Annotated in this window: 12 protein-coding genes; 3 read left to right on the top strand and 9 right to left on the bottom strand. The window is 72.2% G+C overall.

Annotated features, from left to right (window positions below):
* Window positions 1-358: 358 nt before the first annotated feature.
* The gene (locus tag ACGF4C_RS03615) at window positions 359-589 is read left to right on the top strand and encodes a hypothetical protein (RefSeq protein WP_030412880.1); all 231 of its coding nucleotides are present in this window, start codon (window positions 359-361) and stop codon (window positions 587-589) included.
* A 126-nt stretch (window positions 590-715) separates the two neighbouring features.
* Here ACGF4C_RS03615 and ACGF4C_RS03610 read toward each other — a convergent pair whose 3' ends face one another.
* The 6 genes from ACGF4C_RS03610 to ACGF4C_RS03585 all read right to left on the bottom strand — a co-directional run bounded on the left by ACGF4C_RS03610 (window position 716) and on the right by ACGF4C_RS03585 (window position 9,619).
* A complete protein-coding gene (locus ACGF4C_RS03610; protein ID WP_393562947.1) occupies window positions 716-1,525 on the bottom strand; it encodes a serine protease in 810 nt (269 codons plus the stop codon).
* 140 nt (window positions 1,526-1,665) lie between these two features.
* Window positions 1,666-3,213, bottom strand: coding sequence for an RNA polymerase sigma factor (locus tag ACGF4C_RS03605; RefSeq protein WP_030412882.1), 1,548 nt, complete (start codon window positions 3,211-3,213; stop codon window positions 1,666-1,668).
* Between the two features lie 400 nt (window positions 3,214-3,613).
* Window positions 3,614-4,615, bottom strand: coding sequence for a FadR/GntR family transcriptional regulator (locus ACGF4C_RS03600; protein ID WP_351530772.1), 1,002 nt, complete (start codon window positions 4,613-4,615; stop codon window positions 3,614-3,616).
* Between the two features lie 752 nt (window positions 4,616-5,367).
* On the bottom strand, window positions 5,368-6,132 hold the full coding sequence (locus ACGF4C_RS03595) for an NUDIX domain-containing protein (protein ID WP_030412884.1): 765 nt from the start codon (window positions 6,130-6,132) through the stop codon (window positions 5,368-5,370).
* Between the two features lie 47 nt (window positions 6,133-6,179).
* Window positions 6,180-8,180 (bottom strand): glycogen debranching N-terminal domain-containing protein, encoded by a 2,001-nt coding sequence (locus ACGF4C_RS03590; RefSeq protein WP_393562946.1) that lies wholly within the window; start codon window positions 8,178-8,180, stop codon window positions 6,180-6,182.
* Window positions 8,181-8,395: 215 nt separating this feature from the next.
* Window positions 8,396-9,619, bottom strand: coding sequence for a DUF4192 domain-containing protein (locus ACGF4C_RS03585; RefSeq protein ID WP_393562945.1), 1,224 nt, complete (start codon window positions 9,617-9,619; stop codon window positions 8,396-8,398).
* 549 nt (window positions 9,620-10,168) lie between these two features.
* Here ACGF4C_RS03585 and ACGF4C_RS03580 point away from each other — a divergent pair.
* On the top strand, window positions 10,169-12,334 hold the full coding sequence (locus ACGF4C_RS03580) for a RecQ family ATP-dependent DNA helicase (protein WP_393562944.1): 2,166 nt from the start codon (window positions 10,169-10,171) through the stop codon (window positions 12,332-12,334).
* A gap of 289 nt (window positions 12,335-12,623) precedes the next feature.
* A complete protein-coding gene (locus ACGF4C_RS03575) occupies window positions 12,624-13,331 on the top strand; it encodes a hypothetical protein (RefSeq protein WP_393562942.1) in 708 nt (235 codons plus the stop codon).
* 193 nt (window positions 13,332-13,524) lie between these two features.
* Here ACGF4C_RS03575 and ACGF4C_RS03570 read toward each other — a convergent pair whose 3' ends face one another.
* From ACGF4C_RS03570 to ACGF4C_RS03560, 3 genes are all read right to left on the bottom strand, one after another.
* Window positions 13,525-14,172: a hypothetical protein gene (locus ACGF4C_RS03570; protein ID WP_393562941.1), complete on the bottom strand. Its 648-nt coding sequence runs from the start codon at window positions 14,170-14,172 to the stop codon at window positions 13,525-13,527.
* A 66-nt stretch (window positions 14,173-14,238) separates the two neighbouring features.
* Window positions 14,239-14,940 carry a ribonuclease HII gene (locus ACGF4C_RS03565; protein ID WP_393562939.1) on the bottom strand — a complete coding sequence of 234 codons (702 nt, stop codon included), beginning with the start codon at window positions 14,938-14,940 and terminating at the stop codon, window positions 14,239-14,241.
* Between the two features lie 332 nt (window positions 14,941-15,272).
* Window positions 15,273-16,181: an ADP-ribosylglycohydrolase family protein gene (locus ACGF4C_RS03560; protein ID WP_393562937.1), complete on the bottom strand. Its 909-nt coding sequence runs from the start codon at window positions 16,179-16,181 to the stop codon at window positions 15,273-15,275.
* Between the last annotated feature and the right edge of the window lies 1 nt (window position 16,182).

Below are 16,182 nucleotides of genomic sequence, written 5' to 3'. Positions count from 1 at the left end.
TGGTAGAGCCGATGTGACGCCACCCGTAAGCATGCTCATGGTAGTAGAATTTCGCTCGTGCGTTCGATCGCTCGTTAGGGTGACGTCCGAGTGACGTGCACATCACGTTCCCTTCGAGGCATGAACCATTTAGGCTCCGGGCACGTCCTCATCAACAACCGGCAAGCCAGCCGGGGGGACCGACCCAGCACCCAACGTGAATCAGACCACCAAGCAATACGGCTCATTCGCCGCCACCCGGCAGCACCCGGCCCCCTCGAAGAATTTTTTTCGAGGAAAAGGCACGAGCGGGAACGTTTTCGGCCTGGTTGGATGTTGACCCTGGTACGACAGCTCGTCGAGCTAGAGAAGAGGCGACGTGACTACTGTTCTGACACCCGCGAGCCCGCTGACGGCCGCTGACCGCTGCGACCGCTGCGGCGCCCAGGCATACCTGCGCGTCGTCCTGATGTCCGGCGGAGAACTGCTCTTCTGCGCCCACCACGGTCGCAAGTTCGAGCCAGAACTCAAGAAGATCGCCGCGGAAATACAGGACGAGACGGAGCGGCTGAACGCTTCTCCGGCGTCCGCGTCCGATGAGGAACGCTGACACTTCGCATCCACGACGAGCGAGCAGCGGCCTTGCGCCGTGCGGCGGGCGGTCACCCCGGCACCACCGGGGGGCCGCCCGCACTCGTACGCGCGACCCGCTCGCCGGCCGGCTCCCCGCGGCGGCTCAGCCCGCACCGTGCGCCGATACGGCCGGAAGCAGCGCCGAGGCCCGCGTGTAGACCCCTGGGCTCCCCGCCTGGCCACAGCCGGTCCCCCAGGACACCAGACCCACAAGACGTCCGCGGACGACCAGCGGTCCGCCGCTGTCGCCCTGGCAGGCGTCCCGCCCGCCGTCCGGCTCCCCCGCGCACAGCATGGAGCGGGACCGGTACGTTCCGTCCGCCGTGCCCGGATAGGCCCGCGCGCAGACCGCGTCGCGCAGCACGTTGACGTGCGCCGAGCGCAGCCGTGACGCGTAGCTGCCCTCGCCCGTGGTGTCTCCCCAGCCGTAGACCGTGGCCCGGCTGCCCGGCCGGTAGCCCCGGTCCTTCCGTCCCGCTATCGGGATGGGCCGGTTCGGTACCGGCCTCGGGAGCGTGAGGACGGCCATGTCGCCCTCGTTGGTCCAGCTGTCATAGCGGGGGTTCACCCAGACCTTCGCCGGCTTGACCTCCTGTCCCCCGCCGCCGGTGAGGTTGTCGCGCCCGATCACGATGCGCAGGTCCCGGACCTGCCGCCAGGGCACGCCCAGCACCTCCTTGCTCAGGCAGTGCGCGGCCGTCACGACCGTGGAGTGCCCCACCAGCACACCACCGCAGAACTGCCCGGAGCGCTGGGTCCCGAAGCGCTCGTGGGAGGCCAGCGCCACCGCCCAGGGGCTCTGGGACAGCTGGGTGGGCTTCCCACCGATCACCGACTCGTCCGCGGCCGCCGGCACCGGCAGGGTGAGGACCAGTGCGAGGGCTCCGAGAGCGGCGCCTGCGGTCGGACGCATACGGACTCCTGACTGTGGGACAGCGGTCGCCCACCCAGAGTGACCCAAACGGCTGCGCCGCGCACCCGGACGGCGGCGAGCCCGGCCCCTCCCCATTGGAGAGACCGGGCTCACGGCGCTGTACGGGCCGGGCGGTTCGACTAGTCGAGGTAGTCCCGCAGCACCTGGGAGCGCGACGGGTGACGCAGCTTCGACATCGTCTTCGACTCGATCTGACGGATCCGCTCACGCGTGACGCCGTAGACCTTGCCGATCTCGTCCAGCGTCTTCGGCTGGCCGTCGGTGAGACCGAAGCGCATGGACACGACGCCGGCCTCCCGCTCCGAGAGTGTGTCCAGAACCGAGTGCAGCTGCTCCTGCAGGAGCGTGAAACTCACTGCATCGGCGGGCACGACCGCCTCGGAGTCCTCGATCAGGTCACCGAACTCGCTGTCGCCGTCCTCACCCAGCGGGGTGTGCAGCGAGATCGGCTCGCGGCCGTACTTCTGGACCTCGATGACCTTCTCGGGGGTCATGTCGAGTTCCTTGGCCAGCTCCTCCGGGGTGGGCTCGCGGCCCAGGTCCTGGAGCATCTGGCGCTGGACACGGGCCAGCTTGTTGATGACCTCGACCATGTGGACGGGGATGCGGATCGTACGGGCCTGGTCGGCCATGGCGCGGGTGATGGCCTGACGGATCCACCACGTCGCGTAGGTCGAGAACTTGTAGCCCTTGGTGTAGTCGAACTTCTCGACCGCACGGATCAGACCGAGGTTGCCCTCCTGGATCAGGTCCAGGAAGAGCATGCCGCGGCCGGTGTAGCGCTTGGCCAGGGAGACCACCAGACGGAGGTTGGCCTCCAGGAGGTGGTTCTTCGCCCGGCGGCCGTCCTCGGCGATGATTTCCAGCTCACGCTTGAGCTTCGGCGCGAGCTTGTCGGAGTTCGCCAGCTTGTCCTCGGCGAACAGGCCCGCCTCGATGCGCTTGGCGAGCTCGACCTCCTGCTCGGCGTTGAGGAGCGGGACCTTACCGATCTGCTTGAGGTAGTCCTTGACCGGGTCGGCGGTGGCGCCGGCCGCGGCGACCTGCTGGGCGGGGGCGTCGTCCTCGTCGTCGTCGGAGAGGACGAAGCCGGCGTTCTCCGGGGTGTCGGCGCCCTCGGGGCCCTCGCCCTTGCCGGGCGTCGGGGTCTCCTCGGTCACCTCGTCGTCGAGCAGCTCGTCGACGTCCTTCTTGGCCGCGGTCTTCTTCGCGGTGGCCTTCTTGGCCGTGGTCTTCTTCGCGACCGTCTTCTTGGCGGTCGCCTTCTTCGCCGCTGCCTTCTTCGCAGGCGCGGACTCGGACTCACCGGCCGGGTCCCCCGCGGGGGCGGTGGCGGCGGCCGTGGTCTTCTTGACCGTGGCGGTCTTGGCCGCGACGGTCTTGGTGGCGGTGCGCTTCGCCGGACTCTTCGCTGCGACGCTCTTGCGGGTGCGCTTGGGCGCCTCTGCGGCACTGACCATCAGCGTCACACCCTCCTCGTCGAGGATCTGGTTGAGGCTGCGCAGAACGTTCTTCCACTGGGTTGGCGGAATCTGGTCAGCCTCGAAGGCCCGACGCACGTCATCGCCGGCGATCTGCCCATCTGCCTTTCCCCGCTCGATGAGCGCCATCACAGACTCGGACTCGGCGATCTCCGGCGGGAGCGTACGGGATGTGCTGGCCGACACGAACAACCTCTCGGAACGATGGAAACGGCTTCCGACCCCGTCCAGTGTGGATCGGAGCCGACGACCGCCGGTGGGGATGGACCGACGGCGCAGGGGCAACCGGGGAGTTGAACAGCGTCACGAACGCCGCTCGTATTCCCTCCTCGGCTATCACCTCTTAAGTCATCGCGCTTCCCGGGAGAGCGTTACGCCCAATCTGCGTGGCCCGAGTCACACCCCATAACGACCCATTCCCTGTCATATGACATGCAATCCTCCCGAGATCTGCCGCCGGATCCGGTCGACGCCCCGGATCCGGCGAGCGTGTGCGCCTCCGCCGCGTACGGCGTGCCCAGCCCGAGGGGTACGCGGGGCACGGGGCCGCGCGGCGCTACGTTCCGTACGCGGTCGGGTACGGCCTTCAGTGCTCGCGGGGCGCGGGGACGACGTGGTCCACGGGCGTCCCGGAGCCCTGGCCGACCGCCTCGCCATGGGCGGCGAGAAGCTGGCGCATCGCGGATTCGGCCGCCGTGGCGTCGCCGGAGCCGATGGCGTCGACCACCCTCATGTGCTGGCCCACGGACGTCTCGACCGGCCGCTCACAGCCGCCGGCGGATCCGCCGGAGACGTGCAGGGCGGCGGAGACGATGCCGGAGAGGTGCTCCAGCATGCGGTTGCCGGCGAGCTGGAGCAGCAGGGAGTGGAACTCCGCGTCGGCACGGCCGAAGGTCATGGTGTCGCCCTGGGCCGCGGAGTGGCCCATGATCTCGACCATGTCGGCCAGCCGCTGCTGGATGTCCTCCCGGCCGTGCCCGGCGGCGAGCCGGGCGGCCAGCGGCTCGATCGTCCAGCGCAGCTCGCACAGCTCCCGGCGCTGGTCGTCACGCTGCGGCCCGTAGGCGCGCCACTCGATGATGTCGGGGTCGAGGAGGTTCCAGTCGCTGACCGGCCGCACCCGGGTGCCCACGTTGGGGCGCGCGCTCACGAGCCCCTTGGCCTCGAGGACGCGCAGTGACTCACGGACGACGGTGCGGGAGACCTCGAAGCGCTGGCCGATCTCCTCGGGGACGAGCGGACGGTCGGCGCCGAGATCGCCGGAGACGATCATCTGGCCGAGCTGCTGGACGAGTTGGCCGTGCAGGCCGCGGCCGCGACTGCCGGCCGCGCGCCGGCCGACCCGGCCGATCTCGGCCTCGGAGCCGTCCCAGACCTGCGGGACGCGCTCGGCACGCTCCGGGCCGGCCGTGTTGCCGGTGTTCGCGGCGTTGGCGGCGTTGGCGTAGGGGTAGCGGTCAAGCTCGCCCGGGCCTGCGAGGCCGGTGTCGCCGGGGCGAGCCGCGGTCATCATGGTGTGCGCAAGGGTACTCACGCATCCTTTGTCGGCGACACCCTGAACACCCTTGAGGTCTTTGGTGAAAAGCACACGAAAGGGTGATCGCCCCCCATCTCTGAATTGACGCTTTATCGGAAGGAAATGCGCTGCCCAGGGCGAGTTATGGACAGCATGCGCAACAACAGGGCGTCAAAACAGGCGCCTTACTCGACCGGAACGGAGAGCCGCAGCGCTCCGTGGCGACATCGCCGCAGGCCAGGGCCGGTTGCCTGCAACGACGGCTCGGCGCCTGCGGATTGAGCCGAACCGCTTCTCACGACCGATATGGCGCGGTCGATTCCGGACGGCCACTTGACGGCCGCCACACAACCACTCCCTGAAATCAGGGAATTTCACACGCGGAACAGCGGCATCAACGGGCCTCCGTCACACCGAATGACACCCCCTTCCGCGCCTCGACTCACGAGGCTCCCCGCGCCACCGTCGTTACACGGCAGGTGAGTTGAGGAGCCCACTCGGAGCGACGGCATTGGGAGGTGCGTCCGGCGGCGACGCCGAGGATGCGGGTGGCGCGAGCGGCGCCGGAGCGGGCCGGGGCGCGACCGGCAGCCGCCGGCCGCAGGGACCGCGACGGCGCGAGAAGCGAGCCGTCGACAGGCGCGCGGCCGGGCGTCGGCCATCGGCGGGACGAGCGGGCCCACTCGGACAAGGTATCGGAATATGTCCTATTTTCTCGTAATTGTTCAATCGTGTCGGTTTCCGCGGTGCGCGGGGCACAAGAGAGAACGGCGGCCCGTTGCCGTCCCCACCGGATCCGCGGCGGACCAGGCCGAAGGCCGTAATCAGACCTCGGGGCGCAGCATCGGTGGGTTGAGCAGCGTCGCGCCGCCGGCCCGGAAGAGCTGCGCGGGGCGACCACCCTGACGCGTCGTGGTGCCGCCCGTCGGCACCAGGAATCCGGGGGTGCCGGTCACCTTCCGGTGGAAGTTCCGGGGGTCCAGGGCGACCCCCCACACGGCCTCGTAGACCCGGCGCAACTCCCCCACCGTGAACTCCGGCGGACAGAAGGCCGTGGCGAGCGAGGAGTACTCGATCTTCGAGCGGGCCCGCTCCACGCCGTCGGCGAGGATCTGGGCATGGTCGAAGGCGAGCGGGGCTGCCAGCTCGCCCTCGCGGGCATGGGCGTCGTCCGGCTCCAGCAGGGTCTCGACCGGCGCCCAGCGGGCACTATGGGCGTCACCGCCGGCCGTGGGAGCCGGCAGGTCCGGCGCGAGGACCAGATGCGCGACGCTGACGACCCGCATCCGGGGATCCCGCTTCGGATCGCCGTATGTGGCGAGCTGTTCCAGATGGGCGCCGTACACAGGCGTCGGCCCGGCCGGGGTCTGGGCATGCAGACCGGTCTCCTCGGCGAGCTCCCGGGCGGCCGCTGCCTCGAGGTCCTCGTCGGCCCGGACGAATCCACCGGGCAGTGCCCAGCGGCCCTGGAACGGCGGCTCACCGCGGCGGACGGCCAGCGCGCAGAGGGCGTGGCGGCGCACGGTGAGCACGACCAGGTCGACGGTGACAGCGAAGGGCGGGAAGGCCGACGGGTCGTAGGGAGGCATGGCGTGATCATAGTCGTCCGCCTGACGATAAACAGGCCCGCTGTACCTCACGAGCCCAGTTGCAGGCCCTCCGCAGCCGCTTCCACCATGCCCATGCCGAGTCTGCTGATCCGGACGGCGAACGGCTGCTCGGCGACGCTCAGCCCGGTGAGTTGCATCGCGCCGAGCGGGGCCGTACCGAGCGGCCGCACGGACACCGTGCCGGCCGGGACATCGGGGCGCAGGCCGGCGAGGGCGATCAGTATGTGCACCGCGCCGGCGGCCGACACCGCTGCCGGGCGGCAGGCCGCCGGGTGTGGCACGGGGGCTCCGCCGGCCGTGCGCTGCTCCCCCGCGTACATCTCCGGGAGGCGGTGCCCGAAGCTCTCCGCGGCATCCAGGACGCCCCTGGTCAGAGCCGCGGCGGCCCGCTCGTGGCCGGCCGCGGCCAGTCCGGCGGCAGCGATCGCCGTTTCGTGCACGCGCACCGCACCGCTGCGGTGACCGAACGGGTTGTAGCCGCTCTCCTTGGCACCCAGTCCGCGCAGCCCCCACCCGGAGTCCATGGCCGGACCGCTCAGCAGCCTGGCCAGCTGGTCCGTCTGGGCCGCGTCCAGCAGACCCGGGGCGAGGGCGCCACCGCCGAGCAGTCCGGTGTCGAGGAGGTGGGCAGCGGCGGAACCCAGATACGGCACGGGCCGGCCATCGGCGGTGAGCAGCGCGGCGGGGCGGCCGCCGGCCCGGTCCTCCAGCCAGAAGTCCCTGCGGAACCGGGCGCGCAGTTCCGCGGCCCACTCCCGCAGCACCTCGGCGTCGGCGGATCCGCAGGCGTCGAGGAGGTCCGCGCCCAGCAGGGCGGCCCGGTGGGCGTGGGCCTGGGTCTCGCAGCGGTACGGCCCGTCGGGCGCCGGGTCGGGGATGTAGCCGCTGCGGGCGCGGCCCACCGGGTCGGAGACGATCCGCAGCCATCTCAGACACCGTTCCGCGGCGGGCAGCAGCCGTTCAATCTCCGGCTCCGGCAGTCCCCAGCGGCGTGCCTCCGCGAGCACGGCGGGGAACAGCAGGGTCGCCTCGATGCCCGTGCAGCTGGGCGGGGCGTGCGGTCCCGCGTCCCGCAGGGCTCCCGGAATTCGGCCGAAATCCGGTCCTGGTGCGGCCTGTTGGCCACGGGCGAGCGCCCGCAGGGTGCCGGCGGCCAGCCGGGTGCCCAAGGGCAGCAGCATTCTGGCGGCCCACAGCGCCTCGGCCGGTGCCAGCCCACAGCGCCAGGGGAACCCGCCCGCGAGACAGACATCGGCGGGCGCGGCCGGGTCCCGCATCGCCAGTCCGTACAGATCGTCCAGACCGGCCGCCAGGAGGGCGTCCGCCCGGGGGTCGTCGCACTCCAGCCGGGCGTCCGACCAGGGGCGGGGTGGCCGGTCTGCGCGGGTGCGCGGCGCGAAGGTGCCGCTCCGCGGGCCAGGGATGCGGGCGTCCCCGGCGCGACGGTGCCCTGTGGGGCCGCTGCCCGGCCCGGCGGTCTGCTCCAGCGCGACGCGGAGTTCGATGGTGCGGCGGCCGCCGGCGGGGAGTTCGAGGTCCCAGCGCAGCAGCCCGGCCGAGGCCAGGGCGTCCTCGGGCGGCGGATCGGCGGTTACCACCGCGTGCGCTCCCGGCGCTGACCAGCGGAGACCGGAACCGTGGACAGCAGCGCGCAGCTCAGGGCCCGGGAGGCCGACGGCGACGGCTCCGAGCTCCGCCAGGTCGGTCTGGAGACGGATCTCCACCGGCAGCCTGACGGGCCGGGTCGCGCTGCTGAGGAAGGTGATCCGCTCGGTGCCGTCGGCCGTCCGTACCCGCTCCATCCGGATGTCCGGGTCCGGGCCCCGCTCACCGGTTCTGCGGATCGTGCCGACGAACCGGGCCCGGTCGGCGGCGGTCATCCGGCCCTGGACGACCAGCGGTTCCCCGCCCGCGACGCGCAACTCGCAGTGGGACAGGACCCGCCGGCCGTCCCGGTAGAAGCCGTCCATGCCCTGGCCGGTCAGCTGCCCCGAGGCGGGGGACACCGCGAGGGCCGGCAGGGCCACGCAGACCAGCGAGGCGTGGACGGGCTGTGGTTGAGGAGTCCGGGGCGGCGCCGGACGCCGCTCTTGGGACGGCCGGCGGGCCGGTTGGGTAGTGGGGACGATGCCTGGCACGCTCTGCACTCCCTGGTGACGTCGGGGCTTCGTACGGCCTGCGCCATACAGGTGAACGGTCCGGCCGGCGCCCAGGTCACGCCGGCCGCACAACGACCGGGCGGTCACCGTCGGCTCCGGTCGTCATGACCGCTCCGCCGCCCGCCACGTCCCCCGGTGGTACGCGCCCCGGGGCCCGTGCCGCCGCGGGGTCCCCGAGGGCGGCCGGCCGGCGCGGTCCGGCCGGTCGCCGGGCGCTTGCCGGACGGGGAGCGCTTCGCACCGGAGCTGGGCGCGCAGGCAGCGGCGCTCGTCGCCTCCTGGTGTTGCTCGCGCAGGCAACGGCGCAGTGGTTCCGGGTCGAGCCCCTCGTTGATCGCGCGGTGCAGGAGCTGGGCGAAGGTGTAGTCGGGGTCGAGCGAGAGGGCGCACCCGAGGGCCACCCGCGCCGAGGGGCCGTCCTCCGTGGACCAGCTGACCCATCCGGCCAGGGTGAGCGGTGCCGTGGCGTGCTCGGCATAGCTTCCGGCGCAGCGCCGGGCGAGGGCCCGCCACAGACGGAGGGCGGGGGCGGCGGCCGTGCCGTCCATCCACTCGGCCGCCCGGTCACGGGTGACGCGGTCCTGGAGTCCGAGGATGAGACCGGCCGCCTCGGCGTTGGTGATCAGCGCGTCGTCGCAGGCGTCCCGGGCCCGGTTGCTGCCCGCGGGGGTGTCCTGGCGGAAGCGGTGGATCATCGCGGTGGCCAGATCGAGGGTGTCCTTCCGTACGACCGCCGCACCGTCCGGGCGGAGCATCCGGGGCACCAGTGCCCGGGCCGCGGCGTCCAGGGCCTTTTCCTGTTCGACGGCCCGCTGTCCCGTGCGGGGCCGCAGCCTGGCCTCCATCTCCTTGAGCGAACCGCGCACCTGCATGCCGGCGTAGGCCGCCGCCGCTGCCATCACGGACGTGCCCGGCATCACCATCGGGGTGCCGTCCGCAGGGCAGCACCGGAAGTCGGGGCAGCAGTAGGACCAGAAACGCCCGTTGGAGAGGCAGAGGGCTTCGAGGACGGGGACGTCGAGCGCTCCGCAGGCCGTGCGCAGCCGCTGGGCGAACGGCTGGAGCCGGTCCCTGACGTCCCGGCCGTTCTCGCCCTCCGCGGGTTCCTGACAGAGATAGACGATGATCGCCGTGGGTCGCGGGGACCCCTCCTGACCGGCCGAGACCAGACATTCGGCGAGTTGGTCGGCGACGTCGGACCACTGCGTCCGGTCCGCCGGAATGCCGAGCCGGACCCGGCCGCCGAACCGTCCGCGCTCACCGTGCAACGCGACCAGCACCACGCTGTCGTCCGGATAGAAGCCCATCAAATACGGCAGCGCGTCGGCCAGCTCGGCCGGGCTCCGCAGCGTGACCTGGGACTCCGCGACCGGCTCCGGAAGCGCGTCGGCAGGTGTCGGTACGGAAAGGTGCGGGGAGTCGGTTGCGCCGGCGTGACGGGAGGTCTCGGTGGGGTCTGCAGGGTCGGTGGGCCGGGGATCGACCGGCGCGTGCGAGGGCTCGGGAGAGGGACGCGGGCCCGGGACAGAGGAAGTAGGAGGGGGCGGCGGGTTGGAGCGTGTCGAGGACGTCGGAGGGGTGGCGGGGGTGGGACGGGTGGACGGGGTCGAGGAGGTTGAAGGGTTCGGAGGGGTGGGTGCGTCGGAAGGGGGCGGTGGTGTCTCGGAAGTCGCCGGGGACGCCGGGGAGTTGGGGTCGGTGTTGCGCTTGCGCGGTTCGCTCTGCGGATTCATGACTCGAAGATCTCGCGATCGGCCGCTGCGCCGCGACCCCTGTGGATAACTCTGGGTGACGAGTTATCCACAGGCTCGGGCGGGGGTTCGCGCATTGTCAGTGGCATCGGGTTGCATGGGGGCATGAGCAACGAAGATCTGCGTGCCGCAGCCGATGCCGTCCTGACCCGGCTCGTCGGCGATCCCAGCGGTACGGCCCGGCTGCGCGAGGACCAGTGGCGGGCGATCGAGGCCCTGGTCGCCGAGCGTCGTCGCGCGCTGGTCGTGCAGCGCACGGGCTGGGGCAAGTCGGCGGTCTATTTCGTCGCGACCGCGCTGCTGCGCGAGCGCGGCAGCGGACCGACCGTGATCGTCTCTCCGCTGCTCGCCCTGATGCGCAATCAGGTGGAGGCGGCCGCCCGGGCCGGGATCCGCGCGCGCACGATCAATTCGGCCAACACCGAGGAGTGGGACACCGTCCAGGCCGAGGTGGCGGCGGGCGAGGTGGACGTCCTGCTGGTGAGCCCGGAGCGGCTCAACAACCCCGATTTCCGTGATCAGGTACTGCCCAAGCTCGCGGCGGCGACGGGGCTGCTGGTGGTCGACGAGGCACACTGCATTTCCGACTGGGGCCACGACTTCCGCCCCGACTACCGGCGGCTGCGCACCATGCTCGCCGATCTTCCGCCGGGTGTGCCCGTGCTCGCCACCACCGCGACGGCGAATGCGCGGGTGACCGCTGATGTCGCCGAACAGCTCGGGACGGGTGAGGGCACGGCCGAGGCGCTGGTGCTGCGCGGTCCGCTGGACCGGGAGAGCCTGAGCCTGGGCGTGCTGCCGCTGCCGGACGCCGCGCACCGGCTGGCGTGGCTCGCGGATCATCTGCACGAGCTTCCGGGTTCGGGGATCATCTACACCCTCACCGTCGCCGCCGCCGAAGAAGTCACCGCCTTCCTGCGTCACCGCGGGCACACGGTCGCGTCGTACACGGGCAAGACCGAGAACGCCGACCGCCAGCAGGCCGAGGACGATCTGCTCGCCAACCGGGTCAAGGCGCTGGTGGCCACCTCCGCACTGGGCATGGGCTTCGACAAGCCCGATCTGGGGTTCGTGGTGCATCTGGGCTCGCCGTCCTCGCCGATCGCGTACTACCAGCAGGTGGGCCGGGCCGGCCGTGGGGTCGAGCACGCCGAGGTGCTGCTGCTGCCCGGCCGGGAGGACGAGGCGATCTGGAAGTACTTCGCCTCACTGGCGTTTCCCCCCGAGGAACAGGTGCGCCAGACCCTCGACGTGCTGGCCGCCGCCGGCCGGCCGGTGTCGCTGCCGGCCCTGGAGCCTCGGGTCGAACTGCGCCGCTCGCGCCTGGAGATCATGCTCAAGGTGCTCGACGTGGACGGCGCCGTGCAGCGCGTCAAGGGCGGCTGGATCTCCACGGGCCGGCCGTGGGCGTACGACGCGGAGCGCTATGCGTGGGTGACGCGGCAGCGCGAGGCCGAGCAGCAGGCGATGCGCGAGTACGCGACCACGACCGGCTGCCGGATGGAATTCCTGCGACGACAGTTGGACGACGAGGCGGCGGCCGCCTGCGGCCGGTGCGACAACTGCGCCGGGGCACGGTTCACCACCGAGGTGTCGGCCGCTTCGCTGGATGCCGCGCGCGGCGAGCTGGGGCGTCCGGGCGTGGAGGTGGAGCCGCGGCGGATGTGGCCGACCGGGTTGCCGGCCGTCGGCCTCGACCTCAAGGGGCGCATTCCGGCGGACGAGCTGGCCGCGACCGGGCGGGCGCTGGGCCGGCTCTCCGACATCGGCTGGGGCAATCGACTGCGCCCGATGCTCGCGGCGCAGGCACCGGACGGTCCGATTCCGGACGATGTGGCCTCCGCGGTGGTCACGGTCCTCGCCGACTGGGCGAAGGGGCCCGGCGGTTGGGCATCCGGGGAGCCGGATGCACCGGCCCGCCCGGTGGGGGTGGTCTGTCTCTCCTCGCGTACCAGGCCGCAGCTGATCCGCTCGCTGGCCGAGCGGATCGCGGCGGTCGGCCAGATGCCGTTCCTGGGCGTGGTGACCTCGGAGGAGGACGGTGCCGACACCAGGATTCCGCGCAGCAACAGCGCCCAGCGGCTGCGCGCGCTGCACGGCTCACTCGGCGTACCGCCGCAGCTGGCGCAGAGCCTTGCGTCCGCGGGCGGCCCGGTGCTCCTGGTGGACGACTACGCCGATACCGGCTGGACGCTGGCGGTGACCGCCCGCCTGCTGCGCCGGGCCGGAGCTGAGGGGGTGTTTCCGCTGGTCCTCGCCGTGCAGGCGTAGGTGATGGTCCCGGGCATGGGCAGCGGTCGCCCGGTGGCGCCGTGGCCATCGGGGATCCCGACGACTCGGGCCGGGGCCGACGCACGGGTGCGACAGCAGGGAACTTTCGTCACACATGGCGCGATTCCAGTCTCCTGAGGGAATTGCTCGTTGCCCGCATCCCTGTACGACCGCAAGAATTGGAGGTGCTTCCCCGTACCGGCCGTTCCGCGGTCACGCTCGGTCATGCCCAGGTGCTCGGACACCGGGGCACCGCCCGATGCGCTGACGCGTGGACGAAGGGAGGACCGTGACCTTCGACTTCGTCCCGCCGCCGCGCCTTTCGCCGCCCTCGTCCACCGACCCCGCCGCCCGGCTGGGCCGGATGCTGGAGCCCGCCGAGTGGGCCTCGGCAGGTATACCCCTGCTGCGCAACCCCCGTGAGGTCGTCGCCGGCCTGCACGAGCGGCATCGTCCGGGGGCGTCGACGGCCATCGTGGCGGTGCTCGACCCGCAGGATCGGGTGACGGCCAGCGCGTCCTTCACCGAGCCCGCTGCCGCCCCCGACGGCTGGGAGTTCCGCAATGCCCTGCTGGCGCATCTGCGCCGGGTGATCCCGCACGACCTCCGGTTGCGGGCCCCGGTCCGGACCGCCGTGCTGCTCTACTGCCGTGACGGGGAACCCCGTTGGACGGAGACCGACGGGGCGTGGATGTGGGGGCTGCGCGACGCCTGCACGCTGCACGGTCTCCGCTGCGGTGCGTACATCGCGCTGACCCCCGACCGCTGGCAAGTATTGGGGGAAGGCCGGGGCGGGCGCCGGCCCAGGTCTTCGTCCAAGGACAAGCGGCGCACGGAAGCCCGCCGTCCGGGAGCCGGCTTCGCCGCGGCGCACCGCACCACGACGCCACTCCCGGATGCGCCACGTACCGCCACCGTCGTCGCACAGGGCCGGCCGGCGCCGCGGAGCACCGGCGGCGGGGCACCGGAGGCCCATCGGCACACGGCGGCACGCTGAGCACCTCCCGCCGCCGTACGGGAACAGCAAGACCGCACGAGAACGCCGGCCGTACGCGGAGACACTGCCGTACGAGAAGGCGAGAGCCGTCTACGTCGCGGGAGCCGTGCGCGGAAGGAGGGCTGTGGAGGTGCCGGAACGCAGGCGAGCCCGACGGCCTCGGGAGCCGACGGGCTGCTGCGAGCCGGAGCGGTCAGACGCCGGCGCCGAGAACGGTGTTGATCCGCTGCGGGTCGCCGCAGACGATCAGCAGCGCTCCGGCGCGGGCCATCGCCGAAGGCAGCGCCCGTGCGGTGACCTCGTCCGAGTCGCCGTTGGCGGCGACGACCACGACGGGGCGGCCGGTGGCACGCTCGGCGCCGGCATCCGCGTAGAACACGTCGTCAGCGGCGTCGTGTTGGGCCCAGTAGGACGCCTCACCGAAGGACAGCTCGTGCGCGGCCCACGGGTGGGTCTCGCCCGTGGTGAGCACCAGGATTTCACCCGGGGCACGCCCCGAGTCCAACAGCAGGTCGACGGCTTCGTCGGCGGCGTCGATGGCACCGGCGGCGGGCGCCGGAATCAGCTGGAGCTGCGCTCCGGCCGTGCCGGTCGTGCCGACCGGGGGCTGCGGGGAGCCGGTGCGCTGCGCCGGCGGAGCGGCGACAGGCCCACGCGGCGGGGCAGCGGGTCCGGGCTTGCCCGGACGGGCGCTGGCCGCGGGAGCACCGCGCGGCGGCGCGGGGCGGGGACCGGGGCCAGGAACAGGACGGGGGGTCGGCGCGGTACGGCCGGCGGCCGAAGTTGCGCGGGGACCCGGGACACTCTCGTGAATCTGAGGCTCCTCGGGGATGAGAGGCATAAAGGGATGTCTATCAAACGTAAGTGCGGGACACGTCATCGGGTACCGAATTGATGCCCGCACCGCTCAGAAGTCGAAGCCGAGTTGGCCGCCGGCTTCCAGAGCGGCTGCTTCGGGGGTGATGCGCACCTTCTTCAGATGCCGCCACCGGGGCATCGCGTCCATGTAGGACCACGACACCCGGTGGTGCGGCGTGGGTCCGTACTCCTCCAGGGCGATGCGATGGGTCGGCGATGGGTAGCCGGCGTTGGCCGCGAAGTCGAAGTCGGCGTATTCCAGGCCCACTTCGGCCATCATCGCGTCGCGCTGCACCTTGGCGAGCACGGACGCGGCGGCAACCGCGATGCAGGACTGGTCCCCCTTGATGACCGTGCGGACCTGCCACGGCGTGCCCAGGTAGTTGTGCTTACCGTCGAGGATGACCGCGTCCGGACGGACCGGCAGCGCCTCCAGGGCGCGTACGGCCGCGAGCCGCAGTGCCGCGGTCATGCCCAGCTCGTCGATCTCCTGCGGCGAGGAGTGCCCCAGGGCGTAGGCGGTGACCCACTGGCCGAGCACTGCGCACAGTTCGGCGCGGCGCTTGTGGGTCAGCAGCTTGGAATCGGTGAGTCCGTCGGGCGGTCGGCGGAGTCCGGTGATGGCCGCGCAGACGCTGACCGGTCCGGCCCAGGCTCCGCGTCCGACCTCGTCGATCCCTGCAACGATCTTGGCGCCCGTCGTGGCGCGCAATGATCGCTCGACGGTATGGGTGGGGGGCTCGTACGGCATGGCGCCAGCCAGATTACGCCTATTCGGCCCAGCGTTCCGCATCGGATCCACACCTGGCCGCAAACGGTGCCGGTGCGGGAGCGGGCGGGCCAGGCGGGTGACCCTACCGACGGGTACGCGAGCCGCCGGTGTGCGGCCTTCCCAGGTCCGCGGATCAGTTGCCGTTCGCCTTCTCGGACGCGAGCGGGCAGCGCGAAGTGGGGGGCTCGCGCAGCGCGTTGGCGCCACCGGTCGCGTCCCGAGCCCGGCCGACCGCGGAGTGAAGGATCAGCTCGCGGCCGGGGCGCGCAGGCGTGGGCAGCTTGTGGTCGGGCGTGAGGTCAGGTGTGTGGTCAGTCTGCGAGGGTGGGGGCCCACGACGGGAGGGGCTCGGTGCCCTCCAGCCATGCCGCAGGGGGCGCGCCGGCGGGGTCGGCGGCCACGATCCCGCCGACGATGCCGCAGGTGGTGTCGACGTCGCCGCCGGCCCGCACGGTGGTCCAGAAGGCCTTCTCGTAGTTGCCGAGATGGCGGGCCGCCGCCCACAGGGTGAAGGGCACGGTGTCATGGGCGCTGGTGCGCCGGCCGCAGCCCAGGACGGCGGCGACGGTGCCGGAGTCGGCGTAGTCGAGCATGTCCCGGGCCCGGCGGAGTCCGGCCTGTACGGCGCTGCGCGGGATCAGCGCCAGTACCCCGTCGAGCAGCTCCTCGGGGCCGGTCCGCCGGCTCGGGTCGGCGACCAGGGCGGCCGCCGCGGCCACGGCCATGGCGCCGACCACGGCCTCGCGGTGCTGGTGTGTGGTGTAGGCGGAGATCTCCGCCTGGTGCGTGGCCTGCTCGGGGTCGTCGGCGTACCACGCGCCGAGGGGCGCGATCCGCATGGCGGCGCCGTTGCCCCAGGAGCCCTGGCCGTTGAAGAGCGCCGACGACAGCTCACGCCAGTCGCCGCCCTCGCGGATCAGCCGGAGCAGGCGGTTGACGGCCGGGCCGTAGCCGCGGTCGAAGTCGTGGTGGTCCGCGAAGGAGGCGGCCAGGGCGTCCTGGTCGATCCGGCCGTGCGTGACGAGCACGGCCAGGATGGAGCAGGCCATTTCCGTGTCGTCGGTCCACTGCCACGGGGTGGGCGGCAGCTCGCGGCGCTTGAGGGCGGGATAGTGGGCGGGGACGAAGAACTGGGATCCGAGGGCATCGCCCACGGACAGTCCGCGCAGGCTCGCCAGAGCCCGCGCACAGCGGTCTGCGTCACGGTGGTCGGGGGTCATC

It is taken from the genome of Streptomyces sp. NPDC048197 (assembly GCF_043202395.1).
Taxonomy (GTDB): Bacteria; Actinomycetota; Actinomycetes; order Streptomycetales; family Streptomycetaceae; genus Streptomyces; species Streptomyces siderophoricus.
The sequence above is the reverse complement of the archived record's forward strand: the minus strand, read 5'-3'. Positions and strand labels throughout refer to the sequence as shown.

Excerpts from the sequence above, each read along its gene's own strand:
- ACGF4C_RS03610 (WP_393562947.1), bottom strand. The coding sequence starts at position 1,525 with ATGCGTCCGACCGCAGGCGCCGCTCTCGGAGCCCTCGCACTGGTCCTC.
- ACGF4C_RS03595 (WP_030412884.1), bottom strand. The coding sequence starts at position 6,132 with ATGCCTCCCTACGACCCGTCGGCCTTCCCGCCCTTCGCTGTCACCGTC.
- ACGF4C_RS03585 (WP_393562945.1), bottom strand. The coding sequence starts at position 9,619 with ATGGGCTTCTATCCGGACGACAGCGTGGTGCTGGTCGCGTTGCACGGT.
- ACGF4C_RS03580 (WP_393562944.1), top strand. The coding sequence starts at position 10,169 with ATGAGCAACGAAGATCTGCGTGCCGCAGCCGATGCCGTCCTGACCCGG.
- ACGF4C_RS03570 (WP_393562941.1), bottom strand. The coding sequence starts at position 14,172 with ATGCCTCTCATCCCCGAGGAGCCTCAGATTCACGAGAGTGTCCCGGGT.
- ACGF4C_RS03565 (WP_393562939.1), bottom strand. The coding sequence starts at position 14,940 with ATGCCGTACGAGCCCCCCACCCATACCGTCGAGCGATCATTGCGCGCC.
- ACGF4C_RS03560 (WP_393562937.1), bottom strand. The coding sequence starts at position 16,181 with ATGACCCCCGACCACCGTGACGCAGACCGCTGTGCGCGGGCTCTGGCG.